Annotated in this window: 12 protein-coding genes; 4 read left to right on the forward strand and 8 right to left on the reverse strand. The window is 71.7% G+C overall.

The window, feature by feature from the left end; all coding sequences use genetic code 11:
* Positions 1-95 precede the first annotated feature (95 nt).
* The 6 genes from fabG to OHA73_RS41115 form a co-directional block, all read right to left on the reverse strand.
* Positions 96-845 (reverse strand): 3-oxoacyl-ACP reductase FabG, encoded by a 750-nt coding sequence (fabG, locus tag OHA73_RS41090; protein ID WP_267067688.1) that lies wholly within the window; start codon positions 843-845, stop codon positions 96-98.
* An 8-nt stretch (positions 846-853) separates the two neighbouring features.
* Positions 854-2,122 (reverse strand): CoA transferase, encoded by a 1,269-nt coding sequence (locus OHA73_RS41095; protein WP_327657814.1) that lies wholly within the window; start codon positions 2,120-2,122, stop codon positions 854-856.
* 72 nt (positions 2,123-2,194) lie between these two features.
* Positions 2,195-2,965, reverse strand: a complete 771-nt coding sequence (locus OHA73_RS41100; RefSeq protein ID WP_327657815.1) for an enoyl-CoA hydratase/isomerase family protein — start codon at positions 2,963-2,965, stop codon at positions 2,195-2,197.
* Positions 2,962-4,107 (reverse strand): acyl-CoA dehydrogenase family protein, encoded by a 1,146-nt coding sequence (locus OHA73_RS41105; RefSeq protein WP_327657816.1) that lies wholly within the window; start codon positions 4,105-4,107, stop codon positions 2,962-2,964. Before OHA73_RS41105 ends, OHA73_RS41100 begins: the two co-directional genes overlap by 4 nt.
* Positions 4,108-4,130: 23 nt before the next feature.
* A complete protein-coding gene (locus tag OHA73_RS41110) occupies positions 4,131-6,341 on the reverse strand; it encodes an acetate--CoA ligase family protein (protein WP_327657817.1) in 2,211 nt (736 codons plus the stop codon).
* Positions 6,342-6,387: 46 nt separating this feature from the next.
* Complete coding sequence (locus OHA73_RS41115) at positions 6,388-7,713, reverse strand: MFS transporter (protein ID WP_327657818.1); 1,326 nt, start codon at positions 7,711-7,713, stop codon at positions 6,388-6,390.
* Between the two features lie 233 nt (positions 7,714-7,946).
* On the opposite strand from OHA73_RS41115, the gene OHA73_RS41120 reads away from it, so the two are divergent.
* Positions 7,947-8,855, forward strand: coding sequence for a LysR substrate-binding domain-containing protein (locus tag OHA73_RS41120; RefSeq protein ID WP_327657819.1), 909 nt, complete (start codon positions 7,947-7,949; stop codon positions 8,853-8,855).
* A 103-nt stretch (positions 8,856-8,958) separates the two neighbouring features.
* On the opposite strand, the gene OHA73_RS41125 is transcribed toward OHA73_RS41120, so the two are convergent.
* On the reverse strand, positions 8,959-9,741 hold the full coding sequence (locus tag OHA73_RS41125) for a GntR family transcriptional regulator (protein ID WP_327657820.1): 783 nt from the start codon (positions 9,739-9,741) through the stop codon (positions 8,959-8,961).
* 231 nt (positions 9,742-9,972) lie between these two features.
* On the opposite strand from OHA73_RS41125, the gene OHA73_RS41130 reads away from it, so the two are divergent.
* The 3 genes from OHA73_RS41130 to OHA73_RS41140 are packed head-to-tail and all read left to right on the forward strand — an operon-like array spanning position 9,973 to position 13,113.
* Positions 9,973-11,058 (forward strand): nucleoside hydrolase, encoded by a 1,086-nt coding sequence (locus OHA73_RS41130; RefSeq protein WP_327657821.1) that lies wholly within the window; start codon positions 9,973-9,975, stop codon positions 11,056-11,058.
* Positions 11,055-12,470 (forward strand): MFS transporter, encoded by a 1,416-nt coding sequence (locus OHA73_RS41135; protein WP_327657822.1) that lies wholly within the window; start codon positions 11,055-11,057, stop codon positions 12,468-12,470. The genes OHA73_RS41130 and OHA73_RS41135 overlap by 4 nt, the downstream gene beginning before the upstream one ends.
* 31 nt (positions 12,471-12,501) lie before the next feature.
* Complete coding sequence (locus OHA73_RS41140) at positions 12,502-13,113, forward strand: class I SAM-dependent methyltransferase (RefSeq protein ID WP_267067679.1); 612 nt, start codon at positions 12,502-12,504, stop codon at positions 13,111-13,113.
* Between the two features lie 164 nt (positions 13,114-13,277).
* Here OHA73_RS41140 and OHA73_RS41145 read toward each other — a convergent pair whose 3' ends face one another.
* On the reverse strand, positions 13,278-15,296 hold the full coding sequence (locus tag OHA73_RS41145) for a GxGYxYP domain-containing protein (RefSeq protein ID WP_327657823.1): 2,019 nt from the start codon (positions 15,294-15,296) through the stop codon (positions 13,278-13,280).
* Between the last annotated feature and the right edge of the window lie 86 nt (positions 15,297-15,382).

Below are 15,382 nucleotides of genomic sequence, written 5' to 3' on the forward strand. Positions count from 1 at the left end.
CGGGGTGCGGGTGTACGGCCGATGGCCGGCTGAGCTCGCAGACGCGGCCCGGCTCACATGTACGAACTCACAAGTACCAACTTACGAGTACCAACTCACATGAACCGCCCACCCGTTACCTCCAGCACGGTTCCGGTCATGTACGAGGACAGGTCCGAGGCCAGGAACAGCGCGACGGAGGCGACCTCCTCCACCTCGCCCGCGCGCCGCATCGGGATCTCGGCCATCTTCTGGTCCCACGCCTTCTCCGGCATCGCCTCGGTCATGGCGCTGCGGATCAGACCGGGCTGGACGGCGTTGACGCGCACACCATGGTGGGCCATCTCCTTGGCGGCGGCCTTCGACAGGCCGATGATGCCGGCCTTGGCGGCGGAGTAGTTGGTCTGCCCGACCATGCCGACCTTGCCGGACAGCGAGGAGATGTTGACGATCGCGCCGCGCTTCTGCTCACGCATCACGGCGGCGGCCTTGCGGGTGCCGTTCCAGGTGCCCTTGAGGTGGACGTCGATGACCTGGTCGAACTGGTCCTCGGTCATGGTCCGCATCGTGGCGTCGCGGGTGATGCCGGCGTTGTTGACCATGACGTCGAGGGAGCCGAAGGTGTCGATCGCGGCCCGGATCAGGGCGTCGACCTGGTCGGCCTCGGTGATGTCGCAGTGCACGGCGTGCGCGACGGAGGGCCCGCCGAGTTCCTTGGCCGCGGCCTCCGCTGCCTCCAGGTTGAGGTCCCCGAGCACGACCTTCGCGCCCTCGCGGACGTAGGCCCTGGCAATGGCGAGCCCGATGCCCTGGGCGCCGCCCGTGATGACTGCGGTCTTGTCGGCCAGAAGTGCCGTGGCTGCCATGAGTGTCTTCAGCTCCCTGTGGTCGTGGTGAACGGGTGCGCGGCCCGGCGGGGACGGATGACGCCCGCCTCGCCGAGTTTCTCCAATTCGGCCTCGCTGAGCCCCAGTTCAGTGCGGAGTACGTCGTCGGTGTGCTGGCCGACCGTGGGCGAGGGTTCGGGCGTGGACTGGGTGTCGTCCATGACGACGGGGGAGCCGGGTGCCCAGTGCGCGGGGATGCCGTCCTGGCCGACGCGGGCCATCAGCGGGTTCTCGCGCAGCAGTTGGGCGTCGTCGGCGGCGAGGTCGGTGAAGCTGCGGTAGGTGGACCACAGCACGCGCGTGCGGGCGAGCGCCTCCTGGGCCTCGGCGAGGGTGTGTGCCGCGAACCAGCCCGCGAGCAGCTCGCCGAGGATCTTGCGGTGGGTGTAGCGCTCGAACTCGTCGGAGAGATCGGCGCCGAGTGCACGGCCGACGGCGTCGACCGCGTCGGTGAGGCCGGTGGCGCCCAACAGGCCCTGCCAGTGCCGGGTGGTGAGGGCGACGACCATGAGGCGGCCGCCGTCGGCGGTGGCGAAGTCGCGGCCGAAGGTGCCGTAGACGTAGTTCCCGGCGCGGGTGCGCGGGGCGCGGTCGAGCTGGGCCTCGGCGAGGTAGCCGAGGTTTCCGGCCGTCGCCAGGGCCACGTCCTCCAGGGCGACGCGGACCTGCTGGCCCTCGCCGGTGCGCAGCCGATGGCGTTCGGCGGCGAGCAGGCCGACGGCGAGGTAGAGGCCGGCGGCCACATCCCAGGCGGGCATCAGGTGGTTGACCGGGTCGGGCGTGCCCTCCGGGCCGGTGAGCTGGGGAAAGCCCGTGGTGGCCTGCACGGTGTAGTCGACGGCGGCCGAGCCGTCCCGACGTCCGGTGAGCAGCACGTGGATCAGATCGGGGCGGCGGGCGGCCAACGCCTCGTACGAAAGGTCCTGATAACGCTCGGAGTTGGCGATCACGATGCCGCCGCCCGGTCCGCCCCCGGTGGCCAGACCGGCGACGAGCTCACGTCCCTCCTCGCTGCGCAGGTCGACCTCAAGGGCCCGCTTGCCCTTGTTCAGGCCGGACCAGTACAGGCTCGTACCGCTGTCGGCGAGCGGGTGCCGGGTGCGGTCCGGCGCGCCGTTGAGCGGCTCGACGCGGATGACGTCGGCGCCCAGCTGGGCCAGCGTCATCCCGCCGAGCGGGCTGGCTACGTAGCTGGAGAGCTCGACGATCCGCATGCCCTCAAGGGGACGGGAGCGGGACGCCGTGGGGTGAGGCATGCGTTCTCCTCTCATTCCTTACGCCCGTACGGGTACGGGCTTTCCTTTCGCGTACGGGTACGGGCTGTCGGCTCAGGCCGGGAAGACCGGGCGGCGGCGTTCCAGGAACGCGGCCCGGCCCTCCACGAAACCCTCGCCGCCCAGCAGTTCGACCTGCGCCGCGGCCTCCGCGTCGAGGGCCGCGTCCAGGTCCTGTGCCTCCTGGGCGAAGATCCGCTTGGTGGCGGCGACCATGGCGGGCGACGCGGCGGCGAGCCGCTCGGCCCGCTCCCGCGCCCGCACGGCCACCTTCTCGCTCTCGACGATCTCGCTGACCAGGCCGATCCGCTGGGCCTCGGTGGCGTCCAAGTCCTCGGCGAACAGGATGAGTTCCTTCGCGCGGGCCGGCCCGACGCGCTGGGCGAGGCTCCAGCTGAGTCCGGAGTCGGCGGTGAGCCCGATCTTGGCGAAGGAGGCCGCGAACCGGGCGTCGTCGGCGGCCACGACGTAGTCGCAGGCCGCGGCGAGCCCGAGGCCCAGGCCGTACGCCCCTCCGCGCACCGCGGCGACCACCGGCTTCGCCGAGCACACCAGGGCCCGGGCCACGTCATTGACGACGGAGAGGCGCTCGCGGGCGACGCTCGGGTCCTGCGACATCGAGCGGATGTCACCGCCCGCGCAGAACACCTCGCCCGCACCGGTCAGCATGATCGCCCGGCACTCCGGATCCTGCCCGGACTCCCGCAGCGCGGCGAGCAGTTCGCGCCGGTCGGCGAGGTCGAGGGCGTTGCGCCGGGCGGGCCGGTTCAGGGTGAGGGTGTGGACCGGGCCCTCGCATTGCACGTCCACTGCGGGTTCGATCATGACCGGGCCTGCCGCAGCAGCTGCTTGGCGATGATGACCTTCTGGATCTCGCTGGTGCCTTCGTAGATGCGGAAGAGCCGGGCGTCGCGGAAGCAGCGCTCGACGACCGTGCCTCGCATGTAGCCCATGCCGCCGTGGATCTGTACGGCCAGGTCGGCGGCCTTGGAGACCATCTCGGAGCAGAACAGCTTGGCGGCCGAAGGCCGGATCCTGCGGTCCTCGCCGGAGTCGTACTTCTCGGCGGCGTCGAGGACCATGGCCCGGCCCGCGAGCACACCCGTCTGGATCTCGGCGAGCATGCCCTGGACGAGCTGGAACTCGCCGATGGGGCGACCGCCCTGCTTGCTGGTCGCCGCGTGGGCGACGGACTCCTCCAGGACCCGCTCGGCCATGCCGACACACAGCGCCGCGATGTGCACACGCCCGCGTACGAGGGACTGCATGGCCGTGCCGAACCCCGCGCCCTCCTCGCCGCCGACGAGCGCGCGCTTGTCGACCCGTACGTCGTCGAAGAACACCTCGGCGGTCCAGGCGCCCGCCTGCCCGGTCTTGGCGTCCTTCGGGCCGACCGTGACGCCCGGAAGACCCGCCTCGACGAGGAACACGGAGATGCCCTTCGTCCCGGTCGCCTCCTCGCCGGTGCGGGCGAAGACGACGAACAGGTCGGCGAGCGGGGCGTTGGTGATGAACCGCTTGCTTCCGTTGATGACGTATCCGTCGCCCGCCCGGACGGCGCGCGTGGTCAGGCCCGACGGGTCGGAGCCCGCCTCCGCCTCGGTCAGCGCGAACGACGCGACGGCGCCCTCGGCGAGCCGGGGCAGCCAGTGCTTCTTCTGCTCCTCGGTGCCCGCGTTGTCGAGGACCTTGCCGGCGATGCCGTTGTTGGTGCCGAACATCGAGCGGAACGCGGGCGTCGTGTACCCGAACTCGAAGGCGAGTCGGACGTCTTCGGACAGGCTCGCCCCGAGCCCCCCGTACGCCTCCGGCAGCGTGTACCCGAACAGGCCCATCTCGACGGCCTTGCGGCGGACGTCATCCGGGATGGCGTCCGTCTCCTCGATCTCGTCCTCGCGCGGGACCACGTCCTCCCGCACGAGGGTGTGGACGGCGGCGACGACCGCCTCGAACTCCTCGGCTTCCATCGTGAATCTCCTTTCCAGGTACGTCAGTTGACAGGGGCGCGGGTTGAGTTGGTAGGGGCGAGGTGTGAATTGACTGGGTCGCGGTGCGAGTTGGCCGGGGTGAGGTGTGCCAGCGCGTCCACCGCCGACGCGCCCTCGCCCACCGCGGCAAGGAGCAGCGGGTTGACGTCCAGCTCCGCGAGCTCGTCCGCGAGGTCGGCGGCCAGCCAGGACAGCCGCGCGATGGTGTCGGCGGCGGCCTCGACGTCGCGGGCGGGCTTGCCGCGCACCTCGCCGAACAGACGGCTGCCGCGCAGGGACAGCAGCAGTCGCCGGGCGCCGACCGTGTCGACGGGGGCGACGGCGACCCGGCTGTCGGCGAGCGCCTCGACGAGGATGCCGCCGAGCCCGGTGACCACGACGGGCCCGAACACCGGGTCGTTCTTGACGCCGACGATCAGCTCGGTGCCGCCGCCTTCGGCCATCCGCTGGACGAGGACGCGGGCGTCGTCCACGCCTGCCTCGCGGGCGATGCGCAGCACATCCTCGGCGGCCTCGCGCACGGCGTCCGCGCCGTCGAGGCCGAGCCGGACGCCGCCGATGTCGCTCTTGTGCCCGATCCGCTCGGACAGCAGCTTCACGGCGACGGGCCCACCCAACTCCCGGGCAGCGGCTGCCGCTTCGCCCGGATCGGTGGCCGGGCGCGATGCCGCGGCCCGCACCCCGTAGGCGGCGATCAGCTGCGTCGACTCGTACTCGTCGAGCTGGGTGCGGCCCTCTGCGCGGGCGCGGGAGACGACGGCGCGGGCGGCCTCGGTGTCGACGTCGGCGGGACGCACGGGGGCCGGGAGGGCCGGCCGCAGGCTGAAGTCGGCGAGGAGACCGAGGGCGCGGGCAGCCTGGGCGGGGTCGGTGTAGCAGGGGATGCCCAGCTCGCGCAGCCGGGTGCGGGGACGGCCGCTGCCGCCCGTCCACACGACGACGAAGGGGCGGTCGGTCGAGCGGTACGCCTCGTCGAGGGCCTCGATGAGCGTGTCGGCGCAGTTGTCCGCGCAGCCCAGGAGGACGGCGATCATGTCGGTGCCCGGATGCTCGACGGCGACCTTCAACGACCGCCGCAGGATGTCGGGTTCGGCGATGAGGCTGCCGGTGAGGTCGACGGGGTTGCGCGGGGACCCGTAGACGGGGATCGCGGCGGCCATGGTGCGCTGCCACTCCTCGTCCCAGGCGCGGACCTCGATGCCGTGGCCCGCGGCCGCGTCGGCCATCAGGGCCCCTGCACCGCCGGAGACGGACAGGGAGGTGAGCCTGCGCCCTGCCGCGCGGCGGCCGGTGGAGAAGATCTGGGCGGCCTCCAGCATGGACTCGGGACCGTCCACGCGCAGAATGCCGTACTGCCTGATCGCGCCGTCGAAGACGGCGTCCTCGCCGGCGAGCGAGGCCGTGTGGGACTGGGCGGCGCGGGCGCCGGCCTCGGAACGGCCGACCTTGACGGCGATGATCGGCTTGTCCCGCTCGTGCGCCTCCCGGGCGGCGTCCAGGAGACGGCGGCCGCCGGTGACACCTTCGAGATAGGCGAGGATCACCTCCGTGTCGTCGCTGCGCACCAGACCGTCGACCAGCTCGGCGACCGAAAGGTCCACCTCGTTGCCGGTGTTGAGGTAGTGGGATATCCCGATGCCGAGGTTCTGGGCGGCGTTGAACACGAAGCCCCCGAAGGCGCCGCTCTGGCTGAGGAAGGCGATCGGGCCCTCCACCAGGTCGGCGTCCTCGTCGAGCGCGGAGGTGAAGGTGGGCAGCGCCCGCTCGCGGGAGGCGATCATGCCGAGGCAGTTGGGGCCGAGCACCCGTACCCCGCTCTCGGCGATCGCGGCCTTCAGGTCCTCCTGGAGCTCCACGCCCCGGCCGCCGACCTCGGCGAACCCCGAGGCACCCAGGATGGCGGCGGGGATGCCGCGCCGGCCGCAGGCGCGGACGGCGTCGGCGGACTGCTCGGCCGACAGCATGATCATGGCGAGGTCGATGTCCCCGTCGATGTCGTCCAGGCCGCGGTAGGCGGTCAGGCCCTGCACCTGATCGCGCTTGGCGTTGACGGGAAGGATCCGGCCCGTGAACCCGAACCGCTTGAGGTAGTCGACGGGCCGCCCCGACAGCTTCGTCGGGGTGTCGGAGGCGCCGAGGATCGCGATGGAGCGGGGGTGCAGGAGTGCGTTCAGGGCGTCGACGGTGCGGGGGCGGTCTGCGTGCTGCTGCACGGTTCCTCCTCGGGACTGCGAGACACGAAGTACGAGTGCGCGAAGGTCAGTTGGCGGCGGCGGGCGAGGCCTCGGTCTGCTGCTCCTTGTCGACGGTTCTGGCCGCCAGGGTGAGGAAGGCGCGGGCCGCGACGAGCGAGATCGCGCCGAGGACGACCACGAAGAGGACCGGCAGCGCGATCGTCCCGGAGGCGGACAGCAGCGACTGAAGGATCACCGGCGCAAGGCCGCCGAGCACGCCCGCGAGCCCGTACGCCGTGGAGATGCCGGTGTAGCGGACCCTGGCGGGGAAGGCCTGGGCGAACATGCCCGCGACGATCGCGTAGTACATGACGTCCGGGATGGTCGCGAGGACCGCGCCGGTCACGGCGAGCGGGAAGCTCCCGGTGCCGATCAGGGCGAACATGACCGGGATCGTGGGGATCTGGCAGGCCAGGATGACGGTGACGGCCTTGCGGACGCCCCAGCGGGTGGCCAGCACGGCGCCGAGCGGCTGCACGAAGAACTGCACGATGCTGGCGACCAGGATGACGGTGAGGAAGTCCTGCCGGCCCATGCCGACCTCGCCTGTCGCCCAGGACAGGGCGAAGGTGTCACGGGCGTAGACGATCGCGAAGACGGTGAACGCGGCGCCGACACCGAGCAGCAGCAGCTTGGAGTGCTCCCGGAACAGGGTGACGACCGGCACCTTCACGGTCTGGTCGGCGGCCCGCAGGGACACCATCGCCGGGGACTCCTCCAGGCTGAGCCGGATCACCAGGCCGATGATCACCAGCAGGGCGGAGGCCAGGAACGGGATCCGCCAGGCCCACGCAAGAAGTGCCTCGTCGGAGAGCCGCCCTACGGCGAGGAAGGAGAGGGTGGCCAGGATGCGGCCGGTGGGCGAGCCCTGCTGGGCGAAGGCCGCGAACAGGAACCCGCGTTCCTTCTTGGCGTGTTCGGTGGTGATCAGGACCGAACCGCCCCACTCACCGCCGAGCGCGATGCCCTGCACGGTACGGAACACGGTGAGCAGGACCGGCGCGGCCACACCGATCTGCCCGTACGTCGGAAGACACCCGATGCCGACCGTACTGACACCCATCAGCAGCAGCGTGGCGACGAGCGCCTTCTTGCGGCCGAGGCGGTCGCCGAGGTGTCCGAAGAGGATGGCGCCGAGCGGCCGGGCAAGGAAGCCGACCCAGAAGGTGATGAAGGAGAGCAGCACGCCGACCGCCGGGGGCACGTCGGCGAAGAACAGCGGGGCGAACACCAGGGCGGAGGCGGTGCCGTAGACGTAGAAGTCGTACCACTCGATCGTCGAGCCGAGGTAGGAGGCCCAGCCCGCCCTGCGGGCCATCTTCTCCTCTGCGGGAAGCCGTCTGCTCGGCATCTCGTCCCGTCCTTCCGGTGGGCCGCGGACGTCGTCGTCCGGGCATGGGCAGGGGAACTCCGTGGGGAATCAACGTGATCGCGCTCACAGGGAAGCTATGGCTGCCGAATGGTTTCGTCTAACACCAAACTTGCCTACCGTTGATTCGGCTGCGCGACATAATCGCCGGTGACCTGCGCGGACGCACCCGGACCCGGGCACGTCCAACGGGCCGGATCCGAACGGGAGTTCATGTGGAATTGCGCCATCTGCAGTCGTTCGTGACGGTCGCGGAGGAGCTCAACTTCCGGCGGGCGGCGGAGCGTCTGCGGATGTCGCAGCCGCCGCTGTCCCAGCAGATCAAACGCCTGGAGCACGAGGTCGGCGTCACGCTGCTGCGCCGCACGACGCGGCAGGTGGCGCTCACGGCGGCGGGGGAGGCGTTCCTGACGGAGGCCAGGCGGGCGCTGCGGGCCGTGCAGGAGGCGCCGCTCGCCGCGCGCCGGGCCGCGAGCGGACAGACCGGGGTGGTGCGCCTCGGGTTCAGCGGGCCCACCTCCCACGAGGTGCTGATCCTGATGACCCGGAAGTTCCGCGAACACCGCCCGCGCGTGCGCCTGGAGATCCACGGCCCGGTGTACGGCGGCGAGTTGGTGACCCGGCTCACCGACGACGAGATCGACGCGGGGCTGATGCGGCTGCCGGTCGCGGGCACCGGCATCCAGGCCCGCGAACTGACCCGGCACGGCATCGTGGTGGCCCTCCCGGCGGGCCACCGGCTCGCCACGCGCGCGGAGATCGGCATGGACGACATCCAGGACGAGCCCGTCGTCAGCCACCCCACCAATCGGGGCGCGGGCATCGTGGCGCTGATCCACACCGCCTATCTGGCCCACGGTTCGAGCCCGCGCATCGTCCAGGAGGCGCCGGACACGCATACGATCCTGACGCTGGTCGGCGCCGGCGTGGGCATCGGCTTCGTGCCGTCCTCCGCCAGCCACCTCAAGGTCCCCGGCGTGGTCCTCATCCCGGCCCGCGACATCCCGCCGCTGCCGCTCGCCCTGGCGTGGCGCGCGGGCGACCCGAACCCGGCGCTGCACGCGCTGATCGACCTGCTGGACGAGATCGCGGCGGACTGTGCGCCGGGGGCGGTGGCCACGTGAGGCGGCGGGGCGTGCGGTTCCTGTCGGCTGGAGCCTGCCGTTTGGGTCAGGCCCGCGAGCCGGGCCTGACCCAAACGACAGGCCCTGGGAGCCGACGCGGTGGTCAGCGGCGCTGGCGGACGTGGAGCAGCGGGGCGCCCGCCGGGTAGAGGTACTTGGCGGCGAACAGGGGCCGGCTGCCCCAGGACACGACCTGCGTGACGAGCGTCGCCGGGGTCTGGGCGGAGCGCTCCATCGCCGCGCCGCGTTCCTCGCCGAGCAGGGTCGCGCCGACCGTGCTGCGGCCGGTGAGCGGGGCGTCGGTGGCGGCGAGGAGGACGGCGCTCATGCTGCGGTCGGACGCCCCGCCCCGGCTCGCGTCGGCCGTGCGGTCGAGGAGTGCGGGCCCTTCGGGGACGACCTCGGCGAGGGTGGCGTCATCGGCGGCCCACTCGTGCGCGAAGCACGCGGGCACGCCGTCCGCCGTCAGCAGGGTCTCCCAGAACCAGGTGCTGTCGCTGCCGGACAGCCGCAGGTGGTGGGCGGAGAAGTCGGTGGGCAGGTCCCGGCTGGCGGCGAGCCGGCGGCCGTCGACGTGGGTGGTGTCGAGCAGGTCCTCGACGGGCGAGAGGCGTTCGAGGCCGCGCGGCGGCAGCTGATGGCTGACCCGGCTGCCCACCCCGTGCTTGCGGGTGATCACGCCGTCCTCCTGGAGCAGGATCAGCACCTCGCGCAGCGCGGGGCGGCTCACACCCAGCTCCCCGGCGAGCGTCGGCTCGGAGGGCAGCACGGAGCCGGGCGGGAAGGTGCCGTCGTGGATCGCGGCGACGATCCGCTCGTACAGCTCGACGCGGGGCGGTCGGCGGTGAGCCGCACGTGCGGTCATGGGGCGGGGCCTCTCGGTCATGTCAACCATTGTCCGGCCGTCAGTGGTCATACATCCAGCGGGCTTGGTGCGGGGTCCCGTCGAGCATGCACCAGAGCCAATACGCCGGTCAACAGTGGAAATCAACCCCTTGTCAGCGGGGCGATACGTACTTACGCTCCACCGCAGACTTCAGTTGTCTGACAACTGGCGCTGAGTGTCTGGCAACCGGCGCTGAGCTGGATTGAACCCCCTCCTCGCGGAAGGCCCCCGATGACCGCCCCCCTGCCTCTGCTCATGGACTGCGACACGGGCGTCGACGACGCCCTCGCCCTCCTCTACCTCGCCGCCACCCCCGGCGTGGACCTGCGCGGTGTCACCACCGTCGCGGGCAACACCAGCGCCGAACAGGCCGCGATCAACACCCTCCAGGTGCTCGAACTCGCGGGCCGCACCGACATCCCCGTCGCGGCCGGCGCCGCCACCCCGCTCACCGGAACCGATCCCGAGTACGCCACCCATGTGCACGGCGACAACGGCATCGGCAACATCCAGCTCCCGCCGCCCACCGCCGACCTCGACCGGCGCGACGCCGTGCAGCTCATCATCGACGCCGCGCACGAGGCCCCGGGCGCCCTGCACATCCTGGCGACCGCGCCCCTCACCAACCTCGCCCACGCCCTGGAGCGCGAGCCCCGGCTCCCCGAACTCGTCGGCCACGTCACGGTGATGGGCGGCGCCGTCCACCACCCCGGCAACATCGGCGCCCGCGCCGAGGCCAACATCGGCAACGACCCCGAGGCCGCCGCACGCGTCCTCGCCGCGGGGTGGGAGCTGACCATCGTCCCCCTCGACGTGACCATGCGCGAGCGCCTCACCCCCGCCCACCAGGACCGGCTGCGCGCCCACGGCACCCCGGCCGCCCGCTTCGCCGCCGACGCCCTCGACGTCTACTTCGACTTCCACGAGCGGATCGTGTTCCCGTTCCGCGCCTCCGCCTGCCACGACCCGCTGGCCGCCGCCATGGCCGCCGGTGACCTCACTCCGGTCCAGGCCCCCGTGCTGCATGTCACCGTCGACACCACGCAGGGCCCCGCGCGCGGGGAACTCGTCGCCGACGCCCGGGGCATGTACCGCGACTACCCGCGTACGCCCGAGGCCAACGCCCGCGTCCTCCTGGAGACCGACGGCACGTTCCCGGAGCGCCTCGTGGAGCGGATCAACTCCATAGCCGTGCCGACCGCAGACGTACCGGCCACAGACGTACCGGCCGGAGCCGTACCGGTCGCAGACGCACCGGCCGGAGGCGCACCGGTCGGAGCCGCCCAGCCCGCCGCCGGATCCGGAGCCCTCTCGTGAGCCGCACGGCCCCCGCGGCGACCGCCGAGGGCGCGGGACGCCGCGGGAGGTCGCACGCCCTGTTGCTCACCGCGCTCATCGTCGCGGTGATCGCGTTCCAGCTCGGTGCCTCCATGGTCACCCCCGCGCTCCCCGAGATCGCCAGGGAATTCGATGTCTCGGCCTCCCAAGTGGCGGGCGCCCAGGACCTGTTCTTCCTCGTCGGCGGTGTCGCGGGCGTCGTCCTCGGCCGGCTCAGCGACCGCGTGGGCCGCCGCCGCATCCTGCTGGCCGCGATGGTCACGATGTGCCTCGGCGCGCTGATCGCCGCCCTGGCACCCAGCGTCCCCGTGCTCATCGCCGGACGCATCCTCCAGGGCGCCTCCGGTGCCACCTTCCCGGTCACGTACATGCTGCTGCGCGACACCATGAGCCCCGCCAGGTTCGGCCCGGCCCTCGGGCTCGTCACCGCCATCAACGGGGGCGTCGGCGGTCTCGACGGCCTTGTGGGCGGCATCGTCGCGGACACCGTCGGCTTCCGCTGGATCTTCGGAGCCATCCTCGTCGTCGGCCTGACCGCGATCGTGCTGGTGCTGCGCTTCCTGCCCGAGACCGCGCCCAAGGACGGGCGGCGGATGGACTGGTGGGGCGCCGCCGCGCTGTCCGCCGCGCTCGTCTGCGTCAACCTCGCGCTCAGCAGGGGCTCCGCCCACGGCTGGTCGGCACCGCTGCCACTCGCCCTGATGCTCGCCGCACTCACCCTGCTTGTCGTCTTCTGGCAGTTGGAGAAGCGCCGCACCGCCCCGCTCATTGCCGTCGAGCACCTGCGCTCGCGCCAGGTGTGGCCGCTGCTCGCGACGACCCTGCTGACCCTGATGGGTGTCTTCTCCGCGATCAACTTCACGTTCGTCCTGCTCAGTCAGGACGGGGAGTTCGGCTACGGGATGAGCGCGACGCTCTCCTCCCTGCTCTACCTCACCCCGCCCGCCGCCATCGGCCTGCTCTCCGCGCCGCTGACCGGGTGGCTGGCGCCGCGCAAGGGCTGGCTGTTGCTCCTGCGCACGGGCCTCGGGCTCAGCCTCCTCATCCTGCTCGGCACGGCCCTGCTGCCGGACAACCGGTGGCTGCTCTTCGCCGCGGCCTGCGCCCTCGGCATCGCGTACAACGGCCTGGCGATGACACCCCTCAACGCGCTCGGCGTCGTCGTCTCCCCGAAGGACGCGCCCGGCGCGGTCCCCGGCATCAACGCGGCCTGCTTCGGCATCGGCTCCTCGGTCGGCATCGCACTCGTCGCCCCGGCGGCCGGCTCCGGCACGCTCGGCGGCATCGAGCAGGCGCTGTGGATCTCGGCGGGCTTCACCTTCCTCGCCCTGCTCGCGGCGTGTGTCCTACGCCTTCCGGCGAGTGAGGGCGGCGACGAGGCCCAGGCGTGACAGGGCGGCGCGTCGACCTATAGTCGATCTCATGAGTCGTTGGCAGGAACTGACCGGTGGAAAGTCCGGGGGCGAGTACGCCGCCCGCTTCGAGGCGCTCGCGCGCAGCGGAAAGGACATGCACGGAGAGGCGTCGTTCTGCTCGGCCCTCGTGCCCGCCGGGGCCCGGGTGCTCGACGCCGGGTGCGGCACCGGGCGGGTCATGATCCGGCTCGCGGAGCTCGGGCACGACTGCGTGGGCATCGACCTGGACGCCTCCATGCTCGACGTGGCGCGGGAGCGGGCGCCTCAACTGCCCTGGTTCCAAACGGATCTGGCCGAGTTCGACCCGACGGCGCTCGACATCGCCGCGGACTTCGACCTCGTGGTCGCCGCCGGTAACGTCCTGCCGCTGCTCACCCCCGGCACCGAGGCCACGGTGGTCAAGCGCCTGGCCGGGGCCCTGCGCCCGGGCGGCCTGCTGGTCGCGGGCTTCGGCCTGGACGCGGCCCACCTGCCGGTGCCGCCCACGATCACACTGCCGGAGTACGACGCCTGCTGCGAGGCAGCCGGACTGACCCTTGTGGACCGGTTCGCCACCTGGGACGCCGCGCCGTACGACGACGGCGGCTACGCGGTCAGCGTCCACCGCCTCGGTTCCTGACGGGGCCCGCGTGGACGTGCCGTCCGTCCCCGGACGCCCTGCGCTCCATGGGCATGCTGATCGAGCAGGCCGCTGTCCGACTGGCTCACTGACTGACCGGCCGTGTGGGTGCACCCGCGCCGGGCGGGGAGCACCCGCCCGGCCGCGTCGCCGTCGAGGTACTCCTACTCGTAGCTGCGGTCGAGGAGTTCGAAGAAGGCGTCGCCGCGCACGATCTCGAACGGGTCGTCCAGCAGTTTCGCCAGTTCCGCGATGTCGCTCGGCGTCCAGCTCCACGCGTTGATGGCAGCGGCGATGAACATCGGCTTGTCCGGATCGCGGCCCTCGATGTGGTGCAGCAGCGCGTCCCGGAAGTCGGCGCCCTTGCCCTGCGGGTAGAAGTTGCCGATCACCGGGATTCCGGCCGGGCGGGCCTGTAGATCGCCGGTCTCCCAGGACTGGATGACACCCCGCAGCGGCGTGTTCTTCCGGAAGGACGCCATGACACTCTCGTCGAATGGCACCCAGCCGTCGTTGTCCGCGTTGCGCGGGTTGTACGCGTAGACGAGATCCATGCCGGTGCGCCGCAGATAGCGCCCCGTGAGTTCGGTGTACGAGTCCAGCGCCGCCTTCGGCCACGAGCCCGGATAGGTGTAACCGGCGCCGGACGGGCCGCAGATGAGCAGGTCGTTGTCGGTGGCGGTCTTCTGGTAGTACGCGAGTTGGGCGGGGCCGATGTCGGCGAGCAGCGGGGTGACGGTCCAGTTCACCGGTACGTCGCCGCGCTTGGGGTCGTCCCAGATGTCGCGCATGCGGCGCTGGCAGTACTGGATGTTGTCGCCCTCGCCGACGGTGAACGTGACGTACACGCGGTTGCGCAGCTCGGCCTTGGGGCGCTTCGGTACGCGGCCGGAGACCTTCGCGGGGACACCGGCGTGCACGGTGCCGTTCATGTAGAAGTCGGCGGCGACGACCGGCACTCCGTGCTGCGAGGCGCGGTCCACGCCGCCCCACTCGCCGGCCACGTCGTTGGGGAACCATCCGGCGTACGGGGTGGTGGGCGCCAGCTTGGTCAGCACCTCGTCGAGCAGCTTGCCGGTATCTCCGGACGGCGGCAGCCACAGCACCATGGCCCGGCTCGCCACCACGTAGTCCCGGAAGTACGGGAAGGGTTCGACGCGGGTGGGTGCGGTGGCGGTCGCGGTCACCAGGTACTGGTTCCAGAGGTCGACGTCGACGGTCAACTTCCCTGTCCCCGCAGGCGCCTTGAAGTGGTAGACGAAGTAGCCTCCGCCGTCGGCGAAGCGGTTCGCCTTGTCGCCGAGCGAGGAGTTCAGGCCGTCGAACAGATAGGGTTTTTCGCCGTCCGTGCCGGGCGTGAAGGACGCGAGCTCCTTGCCGTCCACCGTGACCTTGACGGAGCCGACCGAGGCGCCCCAGCCGTCGTCGCCGAAGGAGTCCTGGAAACGGAGGTAGACATCGTTGTCGCCGCCCAGTTCGGGGCTGAGGTCGAGCGTGCGCGACTTCCGGTTGGAGGTGTCCCGGATCCGCTCGCTCTCCCGTGCCACCTCCCGCCACTTGACGCCACTCACACTCACGGTCCGGGTCGGCGGCAGACCGGACAGCAGCGCGTGGTCGCAGTGCGGGAAGAGCTTGTCGAGCTGCCAGCGGTAGGTGCCCAGGACGTCGTCCGGGTCGAAGCGGCCGCGTAGGTCCACCAGGGTCTTCAGGCCGTGGTCGCGCGCCTGCTCCGCGGTCGCGGCCACCCCGTTCTTGAGCCCCGCGAGCGTGGTGGCGACGTTCACGGAGTCCGGCACGTCGGGGTCGACGAGGACGGCGCCGCGCACCCGATCACGGTAACGGCCCACCAGATCAAGGGCGTTGTCGTGCTGGGTGACGGACGCCCCGGTGCTCGACAGCCACCGCCGGTCGGCCGCGCCGTCGTCGAAGGTGAAGTAGAGGCGGGGGCCTCTGCGGTTCACGGTTCCCTGAAGGGTCGTCAATAGCAGCTGGTCGTAGCCATTCAGGGCGCCGACGTGCGCGACGTCGAGCCGCGTCGGGCGGCCGAAGGACGGCAACAGGCGGGCGGGTGCGGCGCGTTCGGCTGCGGCCGCTGCCGCCGCCGGGTTCGGCAGGGAGATCCCGAAGGCCCCGGCGGCCAGGGCCGCTCCGCCGGTCCGCAGGACGGTTCTTCGTGTCACCATCGACGTTCACTGCTCCTCGATCGGGCCACTCTGACATCGTTGTCGACCGTCGGTGAACGTAACCAGTGGGTGGGGCGTTGTCTATG

It is taken from the genome of Streptomyces sp. NBC_00483, assembly GCF_036013745.1.
Taxonomy (GTDB): domain Bacteria; phylum Actinomycetota; class Actinomycetes; order Streptomycetales; family Streptomycetaceae; genus Streptomyces.

Excerpts from the sequence above, each read along its gene's own strand:
- OHA73_RS41140 (WP_267067679.1), top strand. The coding sequence starts at position 12,502 with ATGAGTCGTTGGCAGGAACTGACCGGTGGAAAGTCCGGGGGCGAGTAC.
- OHA73_RS41125 (WP_327657820.1), bottom strand. The coding sequence starts at position 9,741 with ATGACCGAGAGGCCCCGCCCCATGACCGCACGTGCGGCTCACCGCCGA.
- OHA73_RS41145 (WP_327657823.1), bottom strand. The coding sequence starts at position 15,296 with ATGGTGACACGAAGAACCGTCCTGCGGACCGGCGGAGCGGCCCTGGCC.
- OHA73_RS41100 (WP_327657815.1), bottom strand. The coding sequence starts at position 2,965 with ATGATCGAACCCGCAGTGGACGTGCAATGCGAGGGCCCGGTCCACACC.
- OHA73_RS41115 (WP_327657818.1), bottom strand. The coding sequence starts at position 7,713 with ATGCCGAGCAGACGGCTTCCCGCAGAGGAGAAGATGGCCCGCAGGGCG.
- fabG (WP_267067688.1), bottom strand. The coding sequence starts at position 845 with ATGGCAGCCACGGCACTTCTGGCCGACAAGACCGCAGTCATCACGGGC.
- OHA73_RS41130 (WP_327657821.1), top strand. The coding sequence starts at position 9,973 with ATGACCGCCCCCCTGCCTCTGCTCATGGACTGCGACACGGGCGTCGAC.
- OHA73_RS41095 (WP_327657814.1), bottom strand. The coding sequence starts at position 2,122 with ATGCCTCACCCCACGGCGTCCCGCTCCCGTCCCCTTGAGGGCATGCGG.
- OHA73_RS41105 (WP_327657816.1), bottom strand. The coding sequence starts at position 4,107 with ATGGAAGCCGAGGAGTTCGAGGCGGTCGTCGCCGCCGTCCACACCCTC.